Annotated in this window: 21 protein-coding genes; 16 read left to right on the top strand and 5 right to left on the bottom strand. The window is 73.3% G+C overall.

The window, feature by feature from the left end:
• Positions 1 to 102: 102 nt before the first annotated feature.
• From pstC to ACFY3U_RS25210, 5 genes are all read left to right on the top strand, one after another.
• On the top strand, positions 103 to 1,173 hold the full coding sequence (gene pstC / locus ACFY3U_RS25230) for a phosphate ABC transporter permease subunit PstC (protein WP_387206031.1): 1,071 nt from the start codon (positions 103 to 105) through the stop codon (positions 1,171 to 1,173).
• A gap of 7 nt (positions 1,174 to 1,180) precedes the next feature.
• On the top strand, positions 1,181 to 2,335 hold the full coding sequence (gene pstA, locus ACFY3U_RS25225; protein ID WP_387206029.1) for a phosphate ABC transporter permease PstA: 1,155 nt from the start codon (positions 1,181 to 1,183) through the stop codon (positions 2,333 to 2,335).
• Positions 2,332 to 4,071 carry a phosphate ABC transporter substrate-binding protein PstS gene (locus ACFY3U_RS25220; protein ID WP_387206027.1) on the top strand — a complete coding sequence of 580 codons (1,740 nt, stop codon included), beginning with the start codon at positions 2,332 to 2,334 and terminating at the stop codon, positions 4,069 to 4,071. Before pstA ends, ACFY3U_RS25220 begins: the two co-directional genes overlap by 4 nt.
• Before the next feature lie 42 nt (positions 4,072 to 4,113).
• Positions 4,114 to 6,825 carry a hypothetical protein gene (locus ACFY3U_RS25215; protein ID WP_387206025.1) on the top strand — a complete coding sequence of 904 codons (2,712 nt, stop codon included), beginning with the start codon at positions 4,114 to 4,116 and terminating at the stop codon, positions 6,823 to 6,825.
• A gap of 84 nt (positions 6,826 to 6,909) precedes the next feature.
• Positions 6,910 to 7,842, top strand: coding sequence for a sortase (locus ACFY3U_RS25210; RefSeq protein ID WP_387206023.1), 933 nt, complete (start codon positions 6,910 to 6,912; stop codon positions 7,840 to 7,842).
• 68 nt (positions 7,843 to 7,910) lie between these two features.
• On the opposite strand, the gene ACFY3U_RS25205 is transcribed toward ACFY3U_RS25210, so the two are convergent.
• Both ACFY3U_RS25205 and ACFY3U_RS25200 read right to left on the bottom strand, forming a co-directional pair.
• Positions 7,911 to 8,999, bottom strand: coding sequence for an esterase-like activity of phytase family protein (locus ACFY3U_RS25205; protein WP_387206021.1), 1,089 nt, complete (start codon positions 8,997 to 8,999; stop codon positions 7,911 to 7,913).
• 177 nt (positions 9,000 to 9,176) lie between these two features.
• Positions 9,177 to 10,217 (bottom strand): hypothetical protein, encoded by a 1,041-nt coding sequence (locus tag ACFY3U_RS25200; RefSeq protein ID WP_387206019.1) that lies wholly within the window; start codon positions 10,215 to 10,217, stop codon positions 9,177 to 9,179.
• Between the two features lie 448 nt (positions 10,218 to 10,665).
• Here ACFY3U_RS25200 and ACFY3U_RS25195 point away from each other — a divergent pair, with 448 nt between their 5' ends.
• The 3 genes from ACFY3U_RS25195 to ACFY3U_RS25185 all read left to right on the top strand — a co-directional run bounded on the left by ACFY3U_RS25195 (position 10,666) and on the right by ACFY3U_RS25185 (position 12,942).
• A complete protein-coding gene (locus ACFY3U_RS25195; protein ID WP_387206164.1) occupies positions 10,666 to 11,430 on the top strand; it encodes a phosphate ABC transporter ATP-binding protein in 765 nt (254 codons plus the stop codon).
• Between the two features lie 98 nt (positions 11,431 to 11,528).
• Complete coding sequence (locus tag ACFY3U_RS25190; RefSeq protein WP_387206017.1) at positions 11,529 to 12,197, top strand: ceramidase domain-containing protein; 669 nt, start codon at positions 11,529 to 11,531, stop codon at positions 12,195 to 12,197.
• A 136-nt stretch (positions 12,198 to 12,333) separates the two neighbouring features.
• On the top strand, positions 12,334 to 12,942 hold the full coding sequence (locus ACFY3U_RS25185; RefSeq protein ID WP_387206015.1) for a GNAT family N-acetyltransferase: 609 nt from the start codon (positions 12,334 to 12,336) through the stop codon (positions 12,940 to 12,942).
• Between the two features lie 91 nt (positions 12,943 to 13,033).
• Here the strand turns inward: ACFY3U_RS25185 and ACFY3U_RS25180 are convergent, their stop codons facing one another.
• On the bottom strand, positions 13,034 to 14,557 hold the full coding sequence (locus ACFY3U_RS25180; RefSeq protein WP_387206013.1) for an APC family permease: 1,524 nt from the start codon (positions 14,555 to 14,557) through the stop codon (positions 13,034 to 13,036).
• A 210-nt stretch (positions 14,558 to 14,767) separates the two neighbouring features.
• Here ACFY3U_RS25180 and ACFY3U_RS25175 point away from each other — a divergent pair, with 210 nt between their 5' ends.
• Positions 14,768 to 15,412 (top strand): GPP34 family phosphoprotein, encoded by a 645-nt coding sequence (locus ACFY3U_RS25175; RefSeq protein WP_387206011.1) that lies wholly within the window; start codon positions 14,768 to 14,770, stop codon positions 15,410 to 15,412.
• Positions 15,413 to 15,441: 29 nt separating this feature from the next.
• Here the strand turns inward: ACFY3U_RS25175 and ACFY3U_RS25170 are convergent, their stop codons facing one another.
• Entirely contained in the window at positions 15,442 to 15,993 is a 552-nt protein-coding gene (locus tag ACFY3U_RS25170) for a hypothetical protein (protein WP_387206009.1), read from the bottom strand.
• A gap of 177 nt (positions 15,994 to 16,170) precedes the next feature.
• Between ACFY3U_RS25170 and ACFY3U_RS25165 the strand changes: the two genes are divergently transcribed.
• From ACFY3U_RS25165 to ACFY3U_RS25145, 5 genes are all read left to right on the top strand, one after another.
• Positions 16,171 to 16,443, top strand: coding sequence for a GlsB/YeaQ/YmgE family stress response membrane protein (locus ACFY3U_RS25165; protein ID WP_387206007.1), 273 nt, complete (start codon positions 16,171 to 16,173; stop codon positions 16,441 to 16,443).
• A 231-nt stretch (positions 16,444 to 16,674) separates the two neighbouring features.
• Entirely contained in the window at positions 16,675 to 17,319 is a 645-nt protein-coding gene (locus ACFY3U_RS25160; protein WP_387206005.1) for a sigma-70 family RNA polymerase sigma factor, read from the top strand.
• Entirely contained in the window at positions 17,316 to 17,558 is a 243-nt protein-coding gene (locus ACFY3U_RS25155) for a hypothetical protein (RefSeq protein WP_387206003.1), read from the top strand. Before ACFY3U_RS25160 ends, ACFY3U_RS25155 begins: the two co-directional genes overlap by 4 nt.
• A gap of 82 nt (positions 17,559 to 17,640) precedes the next feature.
• A complete protein-coding gene (locus tag ACFY3U_RS25150; RefSeq protein WP_387206001.1) occupies positions 17,641 to 18,771 on the top strand; it encodes a lactonase family protein in 1,131 nt (376 codons plus the stop codon).
• A 117-nt stretch (positions 18,772 to 18,888) separates the two neighbouring features.
• Positions 18,889 to 19,722 carry a DUF6671 family protein gene (locus ACFY3U_RS25145; protein ID WP_387205999.1) on the top strand — a complete coding sequence of 278 codons (834 nt, stop codon included), beginning with the start codon at positions 18,889 to 18,891 and terminating at the stop codon, positions 19,720 to 19,722.
• A gap of 15 nt (positions 19,723 to 19,737) precedes the next feature.
• Here ACFY3U_RS25145 and ACFY3U_RS25140 read toward each other — a convergent pair whose 3' ends face one another.
• Complete coding sequence (locus ACFY3U_RS25140; protein WP_387205997.1) at positions 19,738 to 20,277, bottom strand: carbonic anhydrase; 540 nt, start codon at positions 20,275 to 20,277, stop codon at positions 19,738 to 19,740.
• A 94-nt stretch (positions 20,278 to 20,371) separates the two neighbouring features.
• On the opposite strand from ACFY3U_RS25140, the gene ACFY3U_RS25135 reads away from it, so the two are divergent.
• A complete protein-coding gene (locus ACFY3U_RS25135) occupies positions 20,372 to 24,601 on the top strand; it encodes a putative inorganic carbon transporter subunit DabA (RefSeq protein ID WP_387205995.1) in 4,230 nt (1,409 codons plus the stop codon).
• Positions 24,598 to 24,966, top strand: coding sequence for a DUF190 domain-containing protein (locus ACFY3U_RS25130; protein WP_387205993.1), 369 nt, complete (start codon positions 24,598 to 24,600; stop codon positions 24,964 to 24,966). The genes ACFY3U_RS25135 and ACFY3U_RS25130 overlap by 4 nt, the downstream gene beginning before the upstream one ends.
• Positions 24,967 to 25,099 lie beyond the last annotated feature (133 nt).

The following is a 25,099-nucleotide window of genomic DNA, read 5'->3' as shown; positions in this document are numbered from 1 at the left end:
TCGCCGCAGCACCACGTTTGGTGACTGTTAACAATTTTCGATTTCGCTGCCACTGGCACCTCGCACCACCCGCCAATCACGACTGTCCGAAAGAGGCGTCCCGTGCACTCCTCCGCAGAGGCCGATTCCGACGAGGTCGATCCGGTGCAGGATGACCGACCCCTGGTCGGCGACGACACCGTGGGCGCACCCTCCACAGCCGACAGTCCTCGCCGGATCAGCGCCGCCGTACCGGTGACCGACCGGATCTTCCGGGGCGCCGCCGCGCTCTCCGGCATCCTGGTGCTCGTCGTCATGGGCGGCATCGGCCTGTTCCTGGCGTACCAGTCGGTGCCGACGCTGCGGGTGCTGGGGTGGAGCTTCTTCACCGAGCGGCAGTGGCTGCCCGAGCAGAACAAGCTCGGCATCGCCGCCGTGCTGGCCGGCACGGTCCAGGTGGCCACCGTCGCGATCGTGATCGCGTTCCCGCTGGCGCTGGGCGTGGCGCTGTTCATCTCCGAGTACGCCCCGCGCCGCTGGCGCCGTACGCTGATCGCGCTGCTGGATCTGATGGCCGCGATCCCTAGTGTGGTCTACGGCCTCTGGGGGTTCTTCTTCCTCCAGCCGCAGATCATCTACCTGTCCCGCTGGCTCGGTGACCACCTCGGGTTCATCCCGTTCTTCCACGTGCGGACCGACCCGGCCTTTCCCGGCTGGGAACAGAACCTCTACACCTCGTCGGCGTTCATCGCCGGCGTCGTGGTGGCCCTGATGGTGATGCCGTTCGCCGCCTCGGTGATGCGGGAGGTCTTCTCCCAGGCCCCGCTCTCCGAGCGGGAGGGCGCGCTGGCACTGGGCAGCACCCGTTGGGGGGTCATCCGCGCGGTCGTGCTGCCCTTCGGTCGGGGCGGCATCATCGGCGGCACGATGCTCGCGCTCGGCCGGGCACTCGGCGAGACGATCGCGGTGCTGCTGATCATCTCGCCGGCCTTCGACCTCAAGTGGTCCGTCGTGGAGCGCGGCACGATCACCGTCTCCACCCTGATCGCCGGCCGGTTCGGCGACGCCGTCGGCTTCCAGATCTCCGCGCTGCTCGCCGCCGGCCTGGTGCTGTTCCTGTTCACCCTGCTGATCAACACGCTCGCCTCGCTGCTGGTCACCCGGGCCCGCAGCGGCGCCGCGACGGAAATCTGAGGTTCCGATGACCGCCACCCTCCCCGCACCCCGGGGGTCGAGCGTCGACGAGGCCACACCCGTGCCGACGTCGGGGCCCGACCGCCCGGCCACCGACCGTGGTCGGCCGCGACGCGACCTGCCGCGGCTGTTGCGCACCACCACGGTGGACGACGTCCTGGCCGTGCTCGGCTCCGCCGTCGGCGCGGTCGCGCTGGTCTGGCTGCTCTACGGCAACCTGATGCCGGTGGCCGGCACGCTCGGCTTCGTGGTCTGCTCCTTCCTGGCCTTCCTGCTGCTCTACGCGGCGGTGAGTGCCCTGCGCCACCGCGGCCCGACGATCGCCGACCGGCTCGCCGCCGCCACCGTCTGGTCGGTGGCGGCGGTCGTCGGGGCGGCGCTGGCGCTGATCGTGGGGTACACCTTCTGGCGCGGCCGGGAGGCGCTCAGCCACCCCAACCTCTTCACCCAGGACCTCGGCCTGGCCGGCCCGCTGGACCCGCTCACCCGCGGCGGCATGCTGCACGCCATCGTCGGCTCGCTGATCCAGATCACCATCGCCGTCACGATCACGCTGCCGCTCGGCGTCGGCTGCGCGATCTTCCTCAACGAGGTGCGCGGGCCGCTGGCCCGGCCGGTGCGCACCGTGGTCGAGGCGATGACCGCGCTGCCGTCCATCGTCGCCGGCCTGTTCATCTACGCCACCGTGCTGGTCGCGGCGGGCTTCCAGCGCAGCGGTCTGGCCGCCGGGCTGGCGATCAGCGTGATGATGCTGCCGATCATCGCCCGGGCCGCCGAGGTGGTGCTGCGGGTGGTGCCCAACGGGCTGCGCGAGGCGAGCCTCGCGCTCGGCGCCTCCCAGTGGAGCACGGTCTGGAAGGTGGTGCTGCCCACCGCCCGGCCCTCGCTGGTCACCGCGATGATCCTCGGCGTCGCCCGGGGCATCGGTGAGACCTCACCGGTGCTGCTCACCGCCGGATACACCACCTATCTCAACGCGGACCCGACCAGCGGCCCGATGGTGTCGCTGCCGCTGGTCACCTTCACGCTGGCGAAGTCGTCCGAGGAGACCGACCACGCCCGCGCGTTCGGCGCCGCCGCGATCCTGTTCTTCGTCGTACTGGTGCTCTTCGTGGTGGCCAGGGCGGTCGCCACCCGGATGGATCGAGGAGGGCGGCGATGACCGCGCGACGTACCCGAGGCCTGGCCGGCGCGCTGCGGGCGGCCGCCGCCGGCGCGCTGGCCGTCCTGCTCGGCGCCACCGGATCCCTGGGGACGGCGGCGCCGGCGCTGGCGGCGGAGGCGCCGATCTACGGCTCCGGCTCGACCTGGAGCGCGAACGCGATCGCCCAGTGGATCGCCGACGTCGGCGTGAACGGCCAGAAGGTCAGCTTCACCGCCAACGGGTCCAGCGCCGGCCGGCTGGACTTCGCCAACCGGCAGTCCGACTTCGGCGTCTCGGAGATCCCCTACCAGGGCGTCGACCCGTCAACCGGCACCAGCGACACGAGTAGCCGGCCGTACGCCTACATGCCCATCGTCGCCGGTGGCACCTCGTTCATGTACCACCTGACCGTCGGCGGGCAGCTCTACCGCGACCTGCGCCTCTCGGGTGAGACGATCACGAAGATCTTCACCGGCCAGATCACCAACTGGGCCGACCCGGCGATCACCCGGGACAACAACGGCAAGAAGCTGCCCAGCAAGCGGATCGTCCCGGTGGTCCGGTCGGACGGCTCCGGCACGACCGCCCAGTTCACGCTCTGGATGGCCAAGCAGCACGGCAACCTCTGGTGCCCGTTCTTCGCGGCGAAGGTGACGAACAGCCGCGCCTGCGGGCTCACGTCCTACTACCCGCAGTTCGGCAACTCGGTGGCGCAGAGCGGTTCGGTGCAGATGGCCGGCTACATCTCCGCCAGCTACGGCGAGGGCACGATCGGGTACGTCGAGTACTCGTACGCGCGGAACAAGAACTACCCGGTGGCCAAGGTGCGCAACGCCGCCGGGTACTACGCGCTGCCGACCGAGTACAACGTGGCCGTCGCGTTGCGCCGGGCCCGGATCAACACCAACCGCGACCCGAAGGTCTACCTCACCCAGGTGCTGGACGACGTCTATCGGGACGGCGACAAGCGCACCTATCCGCTGTCGTCGTACTCGTACATGATCCTGCCGACCTCCCTGGACGGCCGGATCACCGCCGAGAAGGGGCGGGCGCTCAGCATCTTCGGGCAGTACTTCCTCTGTCAGGGGCAGCAGAAGGCGGGGCCGTTGGGCTATTCGCCGTTGCCACTGAACTTGGTCAGTGCCGGTTTCGACCAGCTGCGCCGAGTGCCCGGCGCGGTCACCACGACGTTGCGCCCCGAGGGCTGCCAGAACCCCACGTTCGATGCAGGCAACCCGAACAGCAACCGGCTGGCGCGCATCGCCCCGCAGCCGCCCGAGTGCGACCGCGACGGCCAGGGCCCGTGTAGCGGCGGCGGCAGCCAGGGTCCGGGTGGCGGCCCCGCAGGGGGCGGCACCAACGGCGGCGGTTCCACTGGTGGCGGTTCTACCCGCGGCGGTCCCGTCGGCGGCGGCGGTCCCGTCGGCGGCGGCGGGACGGGCCCGGGGGGCACCGCCACCGGGGGCACCGCGAGCGGGGGAACGGGACCCGGCGGCACGCCGGGAGCCACCCCGGGCACCCGGGTCGACCCGGTCACCGGCGAGGTGATCGCCCAGGGGCAGGCCACCGAGGACGCCGTCCCCGGAGCGGCGGGCGGCTCGGGCGGCACCATCGAGCTGGCCGCCACCTCGGCCGGCACCACCAAGGCGCTCGGCGCGCTGGCGGTCGCCGAGCTCGGGCTCGTGTTGCTGCTGCCGATCCTGGTGGCCCGGATGCTGCGCCGCCGCTCCGCCGGCCACGACGGCGAGGACTGACGAATGTTCTCCCACTCCACCCCCACCTTGAGGAGCAGAACGATGAGGCGCAGTCCTGTCGCCGACCGCCGGTGGCGGCGGCCCACTGCCGGCGGCACCGCGCTCGGCGTGCTGGCGACGATGATCGCGGTGCCGGGGCTGCTGCTCGGCACCGCCGCGCCGGCCGCCGCCGACGGTCCGGTGATCGGCCCGGACACCGGCACCGCTGGGCCGATGAGCCTGACCCAAACCATGGACGACCGCTACGGCGCCGACCTGGGGCAGACCTTCACCGGCACGGTCACGGTCTCCCAGACCACCGGCCTGACCCGTCAGCGGATCAACGTCTCCTGGTCCGGCCTGCGGCCAGGCACCGATCAGGTAACCGCAGTGGTCGTCATGCAGTGCTGGGGGGCGCCGGCCGAGGTGACACCACAACGTTGCTGGTTCGACACCCGCACGTCCGACATTGTGGGACTGGGTATGGACCCGAAACTGACGCCCGGTTCGATCCCCGACCCGGCCGTGTGGGGTAAATTGACCGAGTCCGACCCGCTCAGCAACAACTACATCATGCCGTTCACCTCGCGTAGTGGTAAGTCGCACGCCGCGATGCAGGCGGTCTATGAGACGGGTGGGCTCTGGCCGGAAAACTTCCCGCCGGGCGGCCGTTACGGCCCTGGCGTTTATAAGGATCCGCCGGCGGATCGGTCCTTGGAAACCACCAACGAGGTGCTGGCGGGCGGCAACTCCGATGGCGCCGGAAGCCGACCCTTCGAGACGCTGCCTGCAGAGGACGTGCCGAGCCTTGGCTGCGGTGCGACGAAGGTCTGCTCCCTCGTGGTCATCCCCATCGGACCGACGGGCTGCCGCACGAATGAGGAACTGCCGCCCCTCTATCAGAACTTGGCGAACGATCTGGGTCTGGATCTGCCCGGCATCTGCGCCGGAGCGGACGGACTTCGGGGAGCGGAAAGCTGGCTCATGCCGAGCCAATGGGATCGACGCTTCGTGTTCCCGCTGAGCTTCAGACCTACCGCAGCCGTTTGTGCTGCGGACAACCGGCCGGAAAGCGGCACGCTCGGGTCACCGCTGCTGGCACCTGTCATGGCTAGTTGGCGGCCCAAGTTCTGTCAGGACCGCGCTCTGTTCAAACTCGGCTACACCGACCTCCCGGAGGGCGACGCCCGGCGGCAGTTCGCCGCGGCTCTTGCCGAGGATCGCAGCGACGGTCCCAAGGCACTGCTCACCTCCCGCCCTCTGCCCGAGGCGCCAACCCGTCCGCTGGCCTATGCTCCGGTCGCCGTTGACGCTTTTACCGTCGCCTACATCATCGACGCACCGGACGAAACCGGAGTGGGTCGAGAGGTGACAAAGCTCAGGCTCAACGCCCGGTTGGTCGCCAAGTTGGTCACGCAGTCCTACCACGGCTACAGCCTTGGTTACGAGTCGCCGTTGAAGGATAATCCGAGCTGGTGGGGTGCGGATCCCGAGTTCATCGAGTTGAACCCTGGGCTCAACCTGCCCGGAGAGGCTCCTCCGGGAGGCACCTTTCCGCTGCTCCTGCAGGGCGATCAGGACCTTGTGAACGCGGTGACCGCGTACATCGCGAACGATCCGGCTGCCGTAGCGTGGCTCCGAGGTGCCGCCGATGAGTGGGGCATGCGGGTCAACCGCAAGTTCCGCGACTGGTCGGTCCCGGCGGACCAGTTTGAGTTGCGCGAAGACTGGGTGACCCCGGGCAAGAAGACCAGCGTCAACGGTGCCGTTCTGTGGTTCAACCAGTTGGCGAATTCGGCAGGCGCTTTGCGGGATGCCGCACTGGCGATGGTCAAGGCCCGACCCACCAGCACGGAGAATCCAACCATCTTCAACGACCCTGTCACGAATGAGTCGACTGTGCAGGGTTACAGCCGCACGACCGCTCAGCAGCCGGGATCGCGAGGCCTGCTGGCCATCATGGACTCGGGGAACACGGCTCAATTCGGCCTACGATCGGCGGAGCTGGAGAACCCGGCTGGGCAGTTCGTCGCGCCGACCACGGCCGCCATGAGCTACGCCATGCAGACCCTGCGCACCGACAAGTCAAGTGGGGTCTCCTCGGTCGACTTGACCAGGTTGGACCGTCGAGGCTACCCCGGCACGATGCCCATCTATGCCGCAGTGCCGACCGCCGGGCTGAACAAGACGGATGCGGCGAACTACGCGACCTTCCTCGACTACGCGGCCGGAAAGGGCCAGCAGGTCGGGCTCGAAGCCGGTGACCTGCCCACAGGCTACCTGCCGCTGCCGGCCGACCTGGCCAGGCAGACCGTCGCCGCAGCCGCGGCCGTGCGCGACCAGACGGGTGCCACCGCCGCTCCCGGTGGGACGCCCCCGTCCGCGGGCGGAAAGCCGGCCGGCGGGGCGAGTTCGGCCGGCGGTAGCGGCACATCCGGTGGTGGCGGGACGACCGGTGGTGGCACTACCGGTGGAGGCACCGGAAGTGCCGGCGCGGGCAACGGTGCTCCCGGCTCGGTCCCGACGCCCGGGGCCGTGCCGAAGCCCGGCGCTGCCGGCACGCCGAGCCCGGCGCCCGCGGTGGCTCCGGCCAACGTGGCCACCACCAGCACCGACGACTCGCAGAGCGGCCGGTGGACGCTGCCGGTGCTGATCGCGCTGGGGCTGCTCGCCGGGATGCTCGCCCCGGTGGCCGCCGTGGCCAGCCGGCCGGGCCATCCGCTCAACAAATGGGTCGGCCGGGTCGGCGGGGCCCTGCCCTGGCGACGCTCCTGAACGTTCGCTGATCACCCTTACACGACCCCGATCCCGGGTGGCGGGCCACCGGCCCGCCACCCGGTCCCCTTGTTGGAGGCCACCGTGACGACGACCACCCTTCCCGTGGTGACGGCCGATCCCGCCGTCGACCTCCCGCCCCCACCTCCGACCTCGAAGCCGGCTCCGAGGCGGATCTTCTGGGCCGACGCGGCCAGCCGCGTCCTCGCCGCCCTGGCCGTCGCCGCCCTGGCCTTCGTCGGCTATCTGCTGGGGATCAGCCCGTTGCAGCACGACCGGGCCCAGTCGGTGCTGCGGGACGCGCTCGCCGACCAGCTCGCCGCGCAGACCGCCCCGGCGGGCGGCGCGATCGCCACCGGCAGCCCGGTCGCACTGTTGCGCATACCGGCCCTGAAGGTCGACGAGGTGGTGGTGGAGGGCACCGGCGGCGGCCAGCTCGACGACGGCCCGGGGCACCGGCCGGCGAGCCCGCTGCCCGGTCAGCCGGGAACGGCGGTGATCTTCGGCCGGTCGCTGACGTTCGGCGCGCCGTTCCGCCACCTCGACCGGCTCAAGCCGGGGGACGTGGTCACGGTGAGCACCGTGCAGGGCGAACACTCGTACCTGATCACGGGTGTACGCCGGGCCGGCGCGCCGCTCCCGCCGCCGCTGCGGCCCGGCGAAGGGCGGATGACGCTCGTCGGCATGGAGGGTGGCGGACGGTTCGGCGGCGACCGGCTCGGCGCCGACCGCACCGTCTACGTGGACGGCAGCCTGACCACCCCGGCGCAGGAGGCGCCACCCGGGCGGAGCCGGGTGCAGTGGGCGCAGGAGGCCCCGCTGGCCGCGGACGACACCGGCTTCATTCCGCTGGTGCTCTGGCTGCAGCTGCTGGCCCTCGCCGTCGCCGGTCTCACCTGGGCCCTGCACCGGTGGGGCCGCCTGGAGACCTGGATGATCGGCCTCCCGGTGGTGCTCGCCCTCGGTGTGCAGGTGTTCCACCTGGCGACCGTCACCCTGCTGCCCAACCTGCTGTAGCGCCTCCGAAAAGGCCGAGGGCCCGGCACCCGTCGCGGGTGCCGGGCCCTCGCCCGTACGTCGGAACCTCAGGACAGCGTGACGCCCAGGGCGACCACCTGGGTGGGCGTGCTGGCCGCGAACCCGTTGTCGGAGACGAAGACCAGGCTGCGCCGACCGTCGGCGAGCTGCGGGCCCCAGGTCATGCCCTGCAGGTTCTGCACGGTGCCGATGCCCAGCGTGGAGAAGTCCAGCAGCAGCCGCTTCTGCAACGGGGTGTAGTCGGCGCCGGCCAGGGCGGCCGGGGCCTCCTCGCTCAGCAGGTTGGTCGCGCCCAGCGTCGGGTCGACCTCGTAGAGCCGAACAGAGTTGCCGCCGTCGGCCAGCGGGGCCTGCTCCAGCACCAGGATGCGGGTCTCGTCGACCGACAGCACCTCGGCCACCCCGTTGCCCGCCAGCGTGTCCAGCGGGTAGGCGAACTGCACCACCGGCTGGCCCGACTCGCGCTCGCGGTAGGTCACCCGGACGGCGGTGTCGCCGTCCTGCAGCAGCGGCCGGCGCAGCGCGGAGATGACGAACGCACCGTCCGTGCTCACCGCCAGGCCGCTGTACCCGCCGCCCGCCCGCGGGCCGGTGGTGGCGGCCACCTGCTCGTTCGGCGTACGCGGCAGCTCGGCGACGAAGCCGCCGGTGGTCGTGGCCCGGCGGATCACCGGGTCGACCGACTTGGCCCTGTCCCCGGCCGAGGCCCAGAGCACGTTGCCGGCCGCGGCGTCGTACCGGATGGCCTGCGGGTCGACCAGGTCCTGCCCGGCGACGGACGACTTCGGGTAAGGCGTGCCGTCCGGGCGCTTGAGCGTGTTGACGCCGGCCGAGACGCTGATCTTGCACCCGGTCGGCGACACGGCCAGCGACGCCGAGTAGAACCGGGCCGGTTGCCGGTCCGACCGGTCGCCGCTGAGCAGGAAGGCCCGGTTGCTGGCCGGGTCGAAGTCGATGCCGGTGAAGCCAGCCACCCCGGTGTAGCTCAGCGAGCCGGGCAGGTTGGTGGTGCCGAGCAGGTCGAACTGGTAACCGGGCACGGTCACGACGGGCGCGGCCAGCGCCGGCGTACCGGCCAGGGTGGTGGCCGCGACGGCGGCCGCGGCCACGGCCAGCAGATTTCTGCGGGTGAGCACTGATTCCTCCAGGAATCGAACCGGATGAAAGATCTGGCGACGTGAATTTCATCGGCGGTGGGTGACGGCCGGTTGACCGGGCCGTGGTCGCCACACGTCGGTGCCACTGCGGAGCCATCGACACGGGCCGGGGCCCGGCACGATGCCGGGCCCCGGTTGGTGCGGGTTGTGCTGCGGTCAGCTGTTGGCGCCGCAGTTGGCCGAGCGGCGGAAGCCGGCGGCCTCGATGTCGGCCTTGGCGGTGGCGTTGGTGCAGATCCAGCCGAGGTTGCTGAAGGCGGCGTCGAGGCGGGCCTTGTAGGCGCTGCCGGTGGCCAGGTCGGCGGTGCGGAACACGTTGAACAGCGGCCGGTCGTAGATGGTGACCGCGTTGGTCGCGGTGGAGACCTTGCCGGTCACCGGGTCGACCTTGACGGTGGCGTTGGCGGCCAGGCCGGTCGGCCGGACGCTGTCGTTGATGTTGCGGAAGATGACGGTGCTGTAGGCACCCTTGCGACCGGCCGAGAACGGCACCAGGGCGTTGGTGTTGTTCGCGATCGGGGCCGGGTCGTGCTCCTGCACCGGGACCTCGGGGGTGGCGGCGTTGCCGTCGTTGTCCCAGGTGTCCTTGGCGCAGCTGCCCTTGGTGGTCTCGGTCAGGCCGATGAAGGCCAGGAAGGTGGCCCGGGTGCCCGAGCCGGCCTGCGGCAGGTAGGCGGTGCGGTTGCAGGCGCTGGTGCCGGCGGCCGCCTTGTAGAGGTTGTTCAGGTCCAGCGTGGTCAGGGTGCTGGGCACGGTGCTGCCGCTGGCCTTGACCGCGACGCCCAGGCCGTCCCGGGCGAACTCGCGGAAGGTCAGGGTCGACTCGGTGCCGTCGGTCTTCTTCGCGCGGGAGGACCGGGCGAAGTCGATGCAGTGGCTGGCGTCGGCCTTGAGCGCCGAGATGCCCGCCGACGAACCGTTCGGGCGGGTGATCGCGGTGCAGCCCGGCTTGAGGGAGATGGTCGCGGAGCCGGTGGCGTCGTACGAGAACAGCTTGTTGGTCGGCGCCGGGGACTTGACGTTGTAGTCGGCCGCGAGCTTGGCGACGACGTACTCCGTGGTGTCGGAGCCGACGCCGACGACGTCCGACGCCGCCGGGGTGCCGGGGCTGTCCGCGTACGCGGTGCCGGTCACGGCCATCAGCAGGGCGGCCGAGCTGGCAAAGGCCAGGCCCGCCGAGCGGAGAACTGAGCGCATCTGAAGATCCTCCTTGTAAGGGCGCTCGGATCGGCTCCACGGTCCGTGGAGCCGCCACGAACCTTGCCGTCCGCCACCGTCGCACTCCACTACGTGACATCGAAGGTTGTGCTCTCGCGGGCACCCTTGCCGGTTAACGCCCAACCAACGGGCTCGCCCGTCGGCCGGGCGGAGCTGGACGGCTCGGGGCGCGGCCAGAGCGAGCGCCGTGGCGTGGTGCATGTCCCGTGAACCGGACGTTCACCCGACGCCGCGCGGACCTGACTAGCGTCGATCCCGGCCGGCGCGGGGGCTCCGGCGTCCAGGGTGACGAGAGGGGGTGGCCGCGGTGTCCGTCCACGGAATCCAGGCCGAGCACGATGGGGTCGACGGTACGGCCGCGACGGCCGTGCTGCCCGCGGTCGAGACCACGCAGCACCACCCCGTGCACGCGGCCGGTGGAGCGACCCTGCGGGCCGAGGCGGTCTCCGCGTGGTTCGGCTCGCACAAGGTCCTCGACCAGGTCTCGCTGACGATGGCCGCCGGCACGGTCACCGCCCTGATCGGCCCGTCCGGCTGTGGCAAGTCCACCTTCCTGCGGATCCTCAACCGGATGCACGAGCTGGTGCCGTCGGCGGCGCTGGCCGGCGAGGTCCGGTTGGACGGTCGGGACATCTACCAGCACGGCCGGCCGGTCATCGAGACCCGCCGCCGGATCGGGATGGTCTTCCAGAAGCCGAACCCGTTCCCGGCCATGTCGATCGCCGACAACGTGCTGGCCGGCCTGCGGCTCACCGGCACGACCGTGTCCCGGCGGGACCGGGACGCCCTGATCGAGGAGTGCCTGACCAAGGCGGGCCTGTGGCGCGAGGTGCGCGACCGGCTCAGCCAACCCGGCGGCGCCCTCTCGGGTGGTCAGCAGCAGCGCCTGTGCATCGCTCGCTCCCTGGCCGTGCGCCCCGACGTGCTGCTGATGGACGAGCCGTGCTCCGCGCTCGACCCCACGTCGACCCGCCGGATCGAGGAGACGATCGAGGCGCTGCGGCACGACGTGACCATCGTGATCGTCACGCACAACATGCAGCAGGCCGCCCGGGTGTCCCAGTACTGCGCCTTCTTCCTCGCCGAGGAGGGCCGGCCGGGGCAGATCGTGGAGGCCGACGACACCGGGACGATGTTCGGCGCGCCCCGGGACCACCGCACCGCCGACTACGTGCACGGTCGCTTCGGCTGACGAGCCCACCCGGCCCTGCCACCCCGCCCGCGAGCGGCGCTGCCCCGGTCATCGGGCATTCACCGGTCCGCCACCGGCGCGGGACACCATCGGAGACGATGTACATCGACTCGTACTGGGAGCGGACCGCGCCGGGGTTGTGGGGCGAGCCGGCGAACGCCGTCACCAACGTCGCGTTCCTGCTCGCCTCCGGGGTGCTGATCTGGCTGCTCGCCGGGCAGCGCCGGGCGGTGCCGGCGAGCCTGCGGCTGCTGCCGTATCTGCTCGGGGTGGTGGGGTTGTGCAGCCTGGCTTTCCACCTGCTGGCCACCCGCGCCACCGCCGCGCTGGACTCGCTGTCGATCCTGCTGTTCATCCTGGCCGCCGTGGTGTTGCTGGCGCACCACATGTGGGGGCTGCCGTGGCGCCGGGCGTGGTGGGCCGCGCCCGGGTACGTCGCCTTCGCGATCGGGACGACCGCGGCCCTGGCGGCCGTCGGCGGGGAACGCGCCGTTCTCGGCGGCTACGTTCCCGCGTTGGTCAGCCTCCTCGTCCTCGCCGGTCTGCTGCGGTGGACGGCACCTGCCCCGGCCCGCCGGTACGCCGGTTGGCTGCTCGTCGCGGCCGGGATCTTCACCGTGTCGCTGACCCTGCGCACACTGGACGGGCCGCTGTGCGGCCGGCTGCCGATCGGCACGCACTTCCCCTGGCACTGTCTGAACGCGGCGGTGCTGTTCATCGTCGCGTACGCGGTGGTGCACCGCTGGCAGTGGAACCGCACCGGCTGAGACTCCCTCCTGACTGACCACTCAGTCTGAACGTCTCGGGCTGACTGACAACTCAGTTGGTACGGTGGGCCGACAGTCGATCCAACTGTGGCCCGGTGCACCCCTCCGCCGGGCCCATCCCTTGCGTGGAGAGTTGATGGCAACCACCCCGAACGGCACGATCACTCAGGCGTCCGCCGCGGACGCGGAGGCCGTGACGTCGATCCTGGCCGAGGCGTTCATGCAGGATCCGGTCAGCGGCTGGATCTTCCCGGACGAGGCCGAGCGACGCCGGTACCACCGGGACTTCTTCGCCCCGTTCGTCAAGCTGGCCCTCGAGGGCGGGCACATCGACGTGTTCGGCGACAACATGGGTGCGGCGCTCTGGCTCCCCGTGGACGGTGCCGAGCACGCCGAGGGCGAGGACGACGCTGTGCTGACCGCGCTCGCCGAGACCATCCCGGGTGACCCGCTGAAGCGCTTCGAGGCCCTCGGCGAGAAGATGGACGCGGCCCACCCGCAGGACCCGCACGCGTACCTGCCCTTCATCGGGGTCGACCCGCGCTACCACGGCCAGGGCGTGGGCGGCGCGCTGATCCGGTACCAGCTGGCCGAGCTGGACAAGTCCGGCCGGGCGGCCTACCTGGAGGCGAGCTGCCTGCGTAACGCGGCGCTCTACGAGCGGCTCGGCTTCCGCCCGATCAACGAGCCGATCACCCCGGCAGACGGGCCGAGCCTCTACCCCATGTGGCGCGACCCCGCCTGAGCAGGGAATCCCGCGTTCGCGCGGAGCGTCAGCTGAACACGCAGGTGGCCCGGTCGAACGATCGACCGGGCCACCTGGCGTCGGGAAGTGGTTACCTGCCGCCGACGTACGGGGCGTCCTGCCGGTGCGCCGGCTGCGGCGTCGGGTGCAGCCCGGGCTCGTGCAGGTCGTCCTCGGCGATCCGCCCGATGTTGGCGTACACCTGGGGGCGGGAGCTCTTCAGCGCCAGGCCCCACAGCAGACCGATGAGGCCGGCCACCAGCGGCAGCGCGATCAGCGTCCAGTGGATGTAGGCCGCGGTCCCCGGAGCCAGCAGCGACTCGAAGTTGATCAGCACACCCAGCAGCACCGCGGCCAGCAGGATCGTGCCCAGGGCGGGCGCGATCGCCCGCCGCCAGGTGGACTCCCGCAGGTCGGGACGCTTGCGGAAGAAGCCCAGCACGGCGGCCGAGGTGAGCGTCATCAGCAGCACGACGCCGACCGCGGACGAGCCGGACAGCCAGGTGAACAGGTCGACGACCGGGTCCCGGCCGGCGAAGGCGAAGGCCAGGAAGACCACCACCGCCAGGGCCGACTGGAGCAGCGAGCCGACGATCGGCGCGTCGGTACGCCGGGACGTGGTGGCCAGGAAGGCCGGCAGCACGCCCTCGCGGCCCAGCGCGAACAGGTACCGCGCGACACCGTTGTGGAAGCTCAGCAGCGCGGCGAACACGCTGGTGATGAAGAGGACGTTGGCGATGTCGGCGACCGCGTTGCCGGCGTACTGCGCCAGGGTGCCGAAGACCAGGCCGGGGCCGGCCTCGGCGGCGGCGGCCGGCGTGTTGGCCGGACCGGTGACGATGGTCATCGCCCACGCGGAGAAGCCGTAGAACAGGCCGGTGAAGGCGACCGCGATGAAGGTGGCCCGGGCGACCGTACGCTTCGGGTCACGCACCTCCTCGCTGTAGATGGCGCCGGACTCGAAGCCGGTGAAGGAGGCGATGCCGAGCGCGAGCACCGCGCCGAACCCGTTGGAGAACAGGTTGGTGGGCAGGAACCCGTCGGCGGTCACGCCGTCGGCCGGGTGGCCGATGGCGACGAAGTCGAAGATCAGCACGGCGACGCACTCGGCGACGAGCAGCACGGCGAGCACGGTCGCGTTGAGGTCCACCCGGAGCAGGCCGAGGATGGCGACCACGACCCAGGCGGCCAGCGCCCACGCCCACCACTGCAGGTCGATGTCCGCCTTGGCCTTCATGAAGTCGGCGAGGATCGCACCGAACAGCCCGTACAGGCCGATCTGGATGGTGTTGTAGGCCACCATGGCGATCGCCGAGCCGGCGACGCCGCCGGCCCGGCCGAGCCCGTTGGCGATGTAGGAGTAGAAGGCGCCGGCGTTGGTGACGTAGCGGCTCATCGCGGCGTAGCCGATGGCGAACACGCCGAGCACGGCGGCCAGGAGCAGGAAGCTCAGGCCGGCGCCGATGTTGCCGCTGACCGCGTACATGGTGGTGACGCCGCCGCCGAGAACGGTCAGCGGCGCGGACGCGGCCACGACGAAGAACACCAGGTGCATGGTGCCGAGGCGACCCCGGCGCAGACCGGCATCCTCGGTGAAGTAGCTGTCGCTGGACAAGGGTCTCCCCCAGTGGGCGAGTAGAGAGGTGGACGTTGATCGTTGATTGAGCATGAGCAGACTAGGGGCAATCTCACCGGCCAACAAGCTCGGGCCGGGGCCGCCCGCTGAGTCACGGCTCAGCAGAAGTTGAGCTGTGGGTGTGCATGCCGTACCGTCGCGTACCGACAGTGCCCCCGCTGCACGCTCGCCAAAGGGTTCACCTAGACAATGAGTGCCGGCCCGATGCTACGGATAGCAGACGCCCTGTTTTTGATCGGTCATGACGAGTTCACCGGAAAACCACATTCCTCACTGGACCGGTTCGAGTCGGCCCTGGCCGGCGCCGCCCTCGCGGAGCTGCTCTTCGACGGCCGGATCGCCGTGGACAACAACTCCGTTGCCTGCCTGGACCCGCGCCCCTGGAACGAGGCGCTGACCGACCTGGTCATCGCGGAGCTGCAGGGCCGGGGCAACAAGCACTCGGTCAAGGTCTGGGTGCGCTACCTGCGCGAGGTGCACCAGATCCGGGAACGCGTCGGCGGCCGGCTGACCCACACCGGCATCGTGCGGCGCGAGGAGGGCGGCATGCTGCGCCGGGTCGTCCGGTGGCCGGCGACCGACCCGAACGAGGCCGCCCGGCCACGGGTGGTGCTCGCGGCCAACCTCCGGGCGACGAACGCCCCCATCGACCTGCAGACCGCCACCCTGGCGACGCTCGCCGACGTCGGCGGCCTGCGCGGCGTCATCGCCCTGGAGCGGGCCACCGGCGACCGGATCGACGACTGCCGGCGACAGCTGCCGGCGCCGCTGGCGGCGCTGCTCACCGGCATCGCCTCCGCCGTCGACGCCGCCACCATCACGGTACGGCGGTAGGTACCGGCCGACCGCCGCCGTGCCCGTGCTCAGCGGTGGGCCAGCTCCGACTCGAGCCGCCGGATGAGCGTCGTGCGTCCCTTGCCCGCGCGCTCCGCCCGCAGGGCCGCCCGCAGTTGCCGGTCGTCCAGGTCGCGGACGTGCCGGGTCGCCTCGGCCACGGTCAGCTCGGTGAGCGAGCCGCCCGTCACCGCACCGCGTCGCGCGCGCTTGGCCGGCCCGGTGTTGGCGACGTACTGCCGACCGGACGTCGAGGCCTTGCGCTTCTTGACGTCGGTGGCCCGTCGCTGCTCGGGGGAGAGCTTCTTCCACGCCTGATCGGGCAGGTAACGGGCGGTCTCGGCGCCGTGGCGGGCCCGGTTGGTGCCCTCCCGGGTGCGCCACTTCTGGTCACCCCACTGCCGTAGGGACCGCTGGCGCTCGTCCCGCGGGCCCCGGTAGCCACCGCCGCGCTTCTGGTACTCGTTGGTGAGCAGCTGGGACTTGCGCGCCGACCACTGTCCGGGCCGGCCACCCCGGTCGGACGCCCGGATCTCCTCCTTGAGCTGCTCCCGCAGCTCGGGCTTCGTGTAGCGCGCCATGTGCCCGGGGTACCCGCGGGCGCGCGCCCTACACGGCCGGCCGGCCGCCGTCAGCTGCCCCGCACGGCCGCGGCGGTCATGACAGTTCCGTGAAGAAATCTCGTACCCGGTTGGATCGCCGGCCGACCGGGGCACCTATTCAGACGTCACGACATCGACAAGACAGGGACGGCTCTCGTGGAAGTTACCGGCTTCTTCACCGCGATCATCATCGGTCTGATCATCGGGGCGCTCGGTCGCCTGGTGGTACCGGGCAAGCAGAACATCCCGATCTGGCTCACCCTGCTCATCGGTGTGGTGGCCGCGATCCTCGGCACCTTCGTCGCCGGAATCTTCGGCTGGGACGACACCCGTGGCATCGACTGGCTCGAGCTGGCCCTGCAGGTCGCCTTCGCCGCGATCGGCGTGGCCATCGCGGCCGGCACCTCCGGCCGTCGCCGGGTCGGCTGATCGCGACGACCTGAACCACCGTGACTCCCGCGATGGGCGGGCCCGGCCGAGGCCGGGCCCGCCCATCGGCGTGACCGGTGCCGCGGGAAGCGGTCACGATGAGCGCGCTGGCATCGACACGCCTGCATGAGCTGCGAACGAGGTCGGGCGCGCGGGGTGGACCGGGAAGCCCGGGGTGGCGTCCTCTTCGGTGCGCCGTCCGGCCACCCGGGCGACGTAGGCTCGGAGCTCGTGGAACTGGTGTCAGCCGCGTCCCTCGACCCGGAATCGGCGCGTTGGCTGCGCGCGCTCACCGCCGCCGGCCGCGGCCGCGACGACGCGCACCGCCGACTGCACGAGCTGCTGGTCCGGGTGGCCCGGGCGGAGACGTACCGGCGGGCCGCGCGGTCACCGGTGACCGGAGTGGAGCTGGACGACCTGGCCCACCAGGCGGCGGCCGACGCGATGGTCGCCATCCTCGCCAAGCTCGCCCGGTTCCGCGGCGAGAGCCGCTTCACCACCTGGGCCTACCGGTTCGTGATGATCGAGGTCTCGACCAAGCTCGGCCGGCACTTCTGGCGCCACCCCTCGGTCTCGCTGGACGCGGACTCCTGGGAGCGGTTGCCGGACCGGTTCGGGCTGCAACCCGAGCGGGAGTCCGAGTGGCGGGACCTGCTCGACGCGCTGCGGCGGGCGGTCGACCGGGAGCTGACCGAGCGCCAGCGGGCCGTGTTCGTCGCGATCGTCCTCGACGGGGTGCCGCTCGACGCGTTGGTGATCCAGCTGAACTCGAACCGCAACGCCATCTACAAGACCATGTTCGACGCCCGGCGTAAGTTACGGGCGGCGCTCGTCGCCGACGGGCAGCTGACCGACGAGGAAAGGGGTGAGGCGTGACCGACCGGTCGCGGCTCGACCGCTTCCTGCGGACCGACCCGCGCGACGTCGGCTGCGCCGAGGCGCTGGAGCTGCTGCACGTGTACGCGGAACTGATCGCCCGGGACGCGCCGGCGGCCGCCACCCGCTACCCCGGCATCGCCGCTCACCTGGCCGCCTGCGGGCCCTGCGCGGAGGACCTCACCGGCCTGCTCGCGGCGATCACCGGCCCGCTCGGCGGAGATATTACGAACCGCTGACCAGCGACGATGCAAGGTAAGACGCCCCGACGGCAGGACGCAGACAACAGGTCAGACTCCTTCCGTTCCTGATCGGAGCGTCATGCAGACAGCAACCCGGCTCACCGCGATCACCGGCCTGGTGCTCGCCGCCACGGCCACCCTCGCCGCCCCGGCTTCGGCCGCCCCGGACACCCGGCACCACGGCGCCGCCGTCTTCGTGCAGAGCGACGACCCGGCCGGCAACACCGTCGCCGCGTACGACCGCTGGCCGGACGGCACGCTGCGCCCCGCCGCCACGTACGCCACCGGTGGCCTGGGCGGCGTGCTCACCGGCGCGGTGGTCGACCACCTCGCCTCGCAGGGCTCGCTGACCCTCGACCGCTCCCGCCGGCACCTGTTCGCCGTCAACGCCGGCAGCGACACCGTCACCGTCTTCGGGGTGCGCGGCGACCGGCTCGACCGCCGCCAGGTGGTCACCTCGGGCGGATCCTTCCCGGTCAGCGTGGCGGTGCACGGCCGCCTGGTCTACGTGCTCAACGCCCGCGACGGCGGCTCGGTGCAGGGCTACCGCTGGGACGACGGGGTGCTGCGACCGGTCCCCGCCTGGCACCGCTCGCTCGGGCTGGACCCGACCCAGACGCCCGAGTTCACCCACACCCCCGGGCAGGTCGCGTTCAGCCCGGACGGCCGGCAGCTGGTGGTCACCACGAAGGCCGGCGCCAACAGCGTCGTGGTGTTCGGCCTCGACCGCTCCGGGGCGCCGGCCGGTACGCCGGTGACCACGGTGCTGGCCGGCGCCGTGCCGTTCGCCGTCGACTTCGACCGGTACGGCCACCTGCTGGTGGCCGAGGCCGGGCCGAGCGCGGTGGCCACCTTCGCGCTGCGCCGCGACGGCACGCTGACCGCCCTCGACCAGGTCGCCACCGGCCAGGCGGCGACCTGCTGGATCGCCGGCGCGGGTGGCTACTTCTACGCCTCGAACGCCGGTAGCGCCAGCGTCTCCGGCTTCCGTACCGACCGTCGGGGCGCGCTGGACGCGCGCGGCAACACCGGCACCGACCCGGGCACGATCGACGCCGCGTCCACCCGCGACGGCCGGTACCTCTACGTCCAGACCGGTCGGGAGGGCACCGTGAACGGGTTCCGGGTGGGCGCCGACGGCAGCCTCGTCCCGGTCGGCACGGTCACCGTGCCCGGCGGCGTGGGCGGCGAGGGCATCGCGGCCAGCTGACCGGCGCGGCAGCGGGCGGCGCGGTGGGAGCAGCCTCCCCCCGCGCCGCGCGTCGTCGTTCCGCCGCGTTCCCGGGAGTCGCGGCGGGGTCGCCGGACCGTCGCCTACGCTTCGGTCGTGTACCGGGACGTGGTGGCCAGCCTGGCCACCCTGCACGGCAAGCGGGCGGCGCTGGGGCCGCCGCTGCGGCGCCGGCTCGGCCTGCGGCTGCGGGTCGCGGCGGTGGACACCGACGCCCTGGGCACCTTCACCGGTGAGGTGCCCCGCCCCGGCCCGGCGACCGAGGTGGTGGTGGCCAAGGCCCGGCTCGGGATGGCCGCGACGGGCTGCCCGGTCGGGGTCGCCAGCGAGGGCAGCTTCGGCCCCGACCCGTCGCTGCCCTGGTGCACCCTGCAGGTCGAGCACGTCGCGCTGGTCGACGACCGGCTCGGCCTGGTGCTGGTCGAGCGGGCCACCAGCAGCGCCAGCAACCACGGTGAGCTGGTCACCGACGGGGCCGACCGGCGGGAGTTGCTGGCCTTCGCCCGATCCGTGGGGCTGCCCGGGCACGCGCTGACGGTGCGCCCGGTCGACGCGCCGTACCCGGTGGTGAAGGGGATCGTCCGGGTGTCGGCGTTGCTGACCGCGGTGGCGGAGGCGGTGTCGGCGAGCGCGGCCGGGCGGGCCCGGGTGGCGGCGGACCTGCGGGCGCACCACAATCCGCGCCGGATGTCGGTGATCGCCGAGGCCGGGCAGCGGCTCGCCGCGCGACTGGCCACCCCCTGCCCGGCCTGCGGTGCGCCCGGGTTCGGCCCGGTCGGCACCGAGCCGGGCCTGCCGTGCCGGGTCTGCCGCACGCCGACCGAGCTCGCCGCCAGGCAGCTGCTCGGTTGCGCCCGGTGCCCGCACCGGCTCACCCGGGAGGCGGCGGCGCCCGCCGATCCGCAGTGGTGCCCGTACTGCAACCCCTGACGGGTCGGGGCCGGGTCAGCGCGCCCGGGCCGTCCGCAGCGTCGGCGGGCGTGACCGGTCGAGCCGGCGTACCGGTGGCGGGTCGGTGCAGCGGACGGACCGCAGCGCCTGCCGGGTGTGCTGCCACGACATGCCGTGGATCGCGCACCGGCCCGAGCGGACGGCCTCGTCCAGCAGGCCGGACCGTTGCCGCAGCGTGGCGATGACGGCGCGGACCCGCCCGTCGCCGCTGCCGCACGGCAGCCCGCACGCGTCGTGACCGAGGACGACCACCAGCGGCAGCCGCAGCTGTCCCACCGCGTACTCCAGGGTGCCGAGCACGGCCGGGCCGACGGCCAGGCCGGCCGTCCGCACGGTGAGCAGGTTGCTGCCGCCGAACAGGGTGGCGGGCTCGGGTTGCGGATCGGCGCAGGCGAAGACCGCCGCGAGCGGAGCGTCGCCCGGCGGCGCGACGGGGCCGCCGGCCCGGAACCGGTGGTGGCCGGCGCGCAGCGCGGCGAGGGCGGCGCCGGGGCTCCGGCAAGCCGCGCGATCGGTGGAATCGGGACCCTGCATCGCCGCTCCTCCGGCTCGGATCAGCTGTTGCATGACTCACGATACACGAATCTCAAATCGTGTTCTAGAGTGCGTGTATCTGAGGGAGGTGGCGATGTCCGTCGCACTGGTCACAGGAGTTCTCGTCGCGACCGCGTCCGCAGCGGTGTGCGCGCTGGTCGTACCGGATCGGCGGCGGGCCGCCCGGGTCACCGGGTTGCTGCTCGCCCTGGCCGCCGTGGGCGCGGTGGGGCTGCTGGCGAGCGTCGCCGCCGGCGCCCCGGCGGTCGGCGTGGCGGCCCACCCGGAGGTCGCCGGGGCGCCGCTCCCCGTCGGGGTACGCGTCGACCGGTTCGGCGCCGTCTTCGTGCTGCTGGTCAGCGGGATCGCCGCGGTGGTCGCCGGGTACGCCCGGCGCTACCTCGACGGCGAACCGGGGCTGGCCGGCTTCCAGGCCCGGGTGGCCGGTGCCGCGCTGGCCACGCTGGTGATGGCCACCGCCGCCAACCTGGTGCAGTTCGCCGCCGGGTGGATCGGCGCCGGCTGGCTGCTGCTCGGCCTGATCGGATACCACCGCGGCCAACCCCGGGTCCGGGCCGCGCTCCGCCGTACCCGGCGGTTGTTCCTGGTCGGCGACGTCGCCCTGCTGGCCGGCTTCGCCCTGCTGGTCGCCGCCGCGGGCAGCGCCGACCTGGTCGCCGTCCGGGCGGCCGCCGGCGACGCTCCCGGCTGGCTGCCGGCCGCCGCCGGCGGGCTCTTGCTGGTGGCCGGCATGGTCCGCTCGGCGCAGGTGCCGTTCTCCGGCTGGCTGCCGACCACGCTGGACGCCCCCACCCCGGTCTCCGCCTTCCTGCACGCCGGAATGGTCAACGTGGCCGGGTTCCTGATGATCACGTTCGCGCCGGTGGTGGCGACCGCCCCGGTGGTGCTGCCGGTGATGCTGGTGGTGGGCCTGGCCACGGCCGTCGCCGGCGCGCTCTTCGCCGCCGTACGCACCGACGTCAAGGGGGCGCTGGCCCGCTCCACCGTGGCGCAGATGGGGTTCATGCTGGCCCAGTGCGGGATGGGCGCCTTCGGGCTGGCCGCCGTGCACCTGGTCGGGCACGGCGTCTACAAGGCGTACGCGTTCCTGTCCGCCGGCGGCGCCGTGCAGGCCCAGGCCCGGGCCGCGGAGGCGCCCCAACCCGTGGGACCGGCCCCGGTGCGGCGCCTCGTCACCGCGACCGCCGTCCTGGTTGCCGCCGTGGTGCTCACCGAGACGCTGCTCGGCGCCACCGCGACCGGGCTGCTCGGCGCGGCGCTGGCCGGCGCGGCCGGGTTCGCCGCGCTGCGGGCCGCGCTGGCCGACCGGCGCCTGCCGGTGACCACCGCGCTCGCGGTCACCGGTGCGGTGGTCGGGCTGGCCGTCGGCTACCTGGTCGCCGGGCGGGCGGCCACCGAATGGCTGGCCCTGCCCGACGCGGTGCCGCCGCTCGCCGTCGCGGTCACCGCCGTGGCCATGGGCCTCGTCGCGCTGCTGGCCGCGCCCGCGCTGCGCCGCCGGGCGGTGGGGCTGTGGTGGTGGGCCTGGCGGGACGGCCCGCTGCCGCGCCGCCGCGACCGCCTCCGGCCGGCGGGACGGGCCGCCGGTGACTTCCCGACGAGCCCGCTCGACCGGGCCACGTCGGCCCGCGCGGCCGCCGCCGCGGTGGCCGCCGCCGACCACGTGGCCGCGACCTGGCCGCTGGACAGCTTCGTCGCGGTCAACCCGCTGGCCGGGCTGGAGCGTACGCCGTTCCCGCAGGCCACCGCCCGGCTGCGCGAGCTCGGCGGGATCCGCACCCACCTGCCGGCGGCACACTGGCGGCAACGGCTGCGCGACGGTGAGATCGGCGAGGCGGACCTGGTCGCCGCCCTGCCACCGGCATCGACCGGGACCCTCCCGGTGCCGCTGGACGGGCGGCTGGTCGACGGAACGGACCTGCGGATGCTGGTGCTGCGCAACCCGGTGCACGACGGGCCGCAGCCGCCGTCCGACCTGCTCGCCGCCGTCCGCCGCCGGCTCGTCACCGGATCCACCGGGTCGCCCCCCGCTCCGGGGGAGCGCACCCTGGCCGAGGCGCTCGACGACACCCTGGGCACCCGGATCGGCGCGGCGGTCGACGACCTGGTGGCCGGCTGGTGCGCCGCGCACTGCGGCCGGCCGGGCGCCTCCTGGCCGGTGCCGGGCGACGAGGACGAGGGCTGCTGGCCGCGCTGGCGGCGGGTGGCCGGCCTCGACCCCGCACCGGGCCGGCTCGGCGCCGACCACTTCGCCGAGCTGGTCGCCGCTCTGCCCGCGGCGCCCGAACCGGCGCTCGCCGCGCTGCTGCGCGCCCTCGGCGTCCCGCCGCAGCAGTGGGCTGCCTACCTGTCCCGGTCGCTGCTGCGCCTGCCCGGCTGGGCCGGCTACGCCCGCTGGTCGGCGGAGCATCCGGGGCAGCGGCCGGCGCTCACCGTGGTCGACCTGCTCGCGGTGCGGCTCGGCTACGAATTCGCCCTGTGTGCCGCCGCCGCCCACCGCCACCTCGGAGTCGAGCCGTCCGCCGCGCTGGCCACCGCGACGGCGCGTACCGGGTCAGGAGTCGACGGCGCCGAGGCGGCCGCCGTCGCCCGGCTGGCGGCGGTCCTCGGGCTGGACGCCGTCGCGGTCGACGCGCTGCCCGGGGGAGTCCTCGACGCGCTGCACGCGGCGGTGACCGAGCTGCCTCCGCAGCGGCAGGCGGAGGTGTGGTTGACGGCCGCGGAGCACGCCTACCGGCGGCGGCTGCGGGAGCGCCTCGACCACCGTGGGCCCGGGCGGGTCCCGCCCGGCGCCCCGCTCGCCCAGGCGGTGTTCTGCATCGACGTCCGCAGCGAGGGGTTGCGCCGCCACCTGGAGGCGGTCGGGGACGTGCGCACCTTCGGGTTCGCCGGCTTCTTCGGCCTGCCGCTGCGCACCCTGGCGGCCGGTGCCCGTCGGGGTCGGGACCGCTGCCCGGTGCTGATGGCGCCGGTCGGCACCGTCACCGAGCCGCCGGCCCGGACCGAACCCGGCCGGGTACGGCAGGCCTGGCGGCGGGCCTTCGCCGGTGCCAAGGCCGGGCCGGTCGGCGCGTTCGCCTTCGTCGAGATCGCCGGTCTGCTCGCCACGACCGCCCTGCTGCTGCGGGCGGCGACGCCGCGCCGGCTCGCCCTCCCCACGCCGGACAGCGCGGCCACGGCGGCCGACCTCGACGCCGCGCTGACCCTGGACGAGCAGGTCTACTACGCCGAGGCGACCCTGCGCACGATCGGCCTCACCACCGACTTCGCCCCGATCGTGCTGCTCTGCGGCCACGGCGCGACCAGCACCAATAACCCGTACGCCGCCGCACTGGACTGCGGCGCCTGCGGCGGCAACCGCGGCGGGGTCAGCGCCCAGTTGGCCGCCACCGTGCTCAACAACCCACGGGTACGCGCCGCCCTCGCCACCCGCGGCCTCGACCTGCCCGACCACACCCTGGTGCTGGCCGCCGAGCACGACACCGTCACCGACGAGGTGCGCCTGCTCGCCCCCGGCGGTGTACCGGCCGCGCACCGGCCGGTGGTCGACGCCCTGGTGGCCCGGCTGGCGGAGGCGGGGTCGGCGCTGCGCGCCGAGCGCGCCAGCCGGTTGCCCGGCCAGCCCGCGCCGGACCGGTTGCCCGGCCGGGCCGCCGACTGGGCGCAGGTCCGGCCGGAGTGGGCGCTCGCCGGCAACGCGGCCTTCATCGCCGCGCCGCGCGAGCTCACCGCCGGCCTCGACCTGGGCTGCCGCACCTTCCTGCACTCGTACGACTGGTCGACCGACCCGGGCGCCGCCGCCCTGGAGGCGATCATGACCGGGCCACTGGTGGTGGCCACCTGGATCAACCTGCAGTACTACTTCTCCACGGTGGACCCGGAGCGGCTCGGCGCCGGCACCAAGACCGTGCACACCGTGCTCGGTGACGGGCTGGGCGTCCTGCCCGGCACCGGCGGCGACCTGCGCACCGGCCTGCCCTGGCAGTCCGTTGGCGTGGGCGGCACGCTGGTTCACGAGCCGTTGCGACTGCTCGCGGTGGTGCAGGCCCCCCGGTCGCTGGTGGACGCCGTGCTGGACCGCAACCCCGACCTGCGCCAACTCGTCCGCGGCGACTGGCTGTCGCTGACCGTCCGCGACCCGGGGACCGGCGACTGGTCGGAGCCCGAGCCGGAGGGCGGCTGGCGAACCGTGCCCGCGCCCACCCGTACCACCCCCGCCCGCCCGGAACCGCCCCGGCGGCTGCTGGTCACCGAGCCGGCGGGCGCCACCCCCACCCTCGCAACGAAGGAGCCGACGGCATGAACGAGCTGGGACTCACCCGGATGGTCAAGGTCGAGGTCGTCACCCGCGCGGCGGACGCCGACGCCGTCCGCGGCCTGCTGCACGCCTCCGGGGTGAGCGGCTGGACCAGCCTCAGCGGCGTCTCGGGCTTCGGTCACCACGGCACGCACGAGGGCCGGCTGCTCTTCAACGACCGCGCCGGGCTCGTCATGGTCATCGTCGTGCTGCCGTACGACCGGGCCGCCGCCGTCGTCACCGGCCTGCGCGACATCCTCGACCAGCGGCCGGGGGTGATGTTCGTCAGCGAGGCGTGGGTCAGCCGGCCGGACTACTTCGGCGCGGGCGGGTCGAGCGGCGCGGACGAACTGCCCGGCGTGACCGGCTGAGCGACCGGCCCGGGGGTGGGGGGGGCGGGCGGGGGCGCCCCCCCCCGGGGGGCCGCGGCGCCCCCCGGGGGGGGGGAGGTTTTTATTCGCCCCGCGGCCCGCGCGCGCGGCGCGCCCCGCGCCCCCCCACCCC

The sequence above is a fragment of the Micromonospora sp. NPDC000089 genome, assembly GCF_042899365.1.
Lineage (GTDB): Bacteria > Actinomycetota > Actinomycetes > Mycobacteriales > Micromonosporaceae > Micromonospora.
This window is presented reverse-complemented; position numbering and strand designations above follow the sequence as displayed.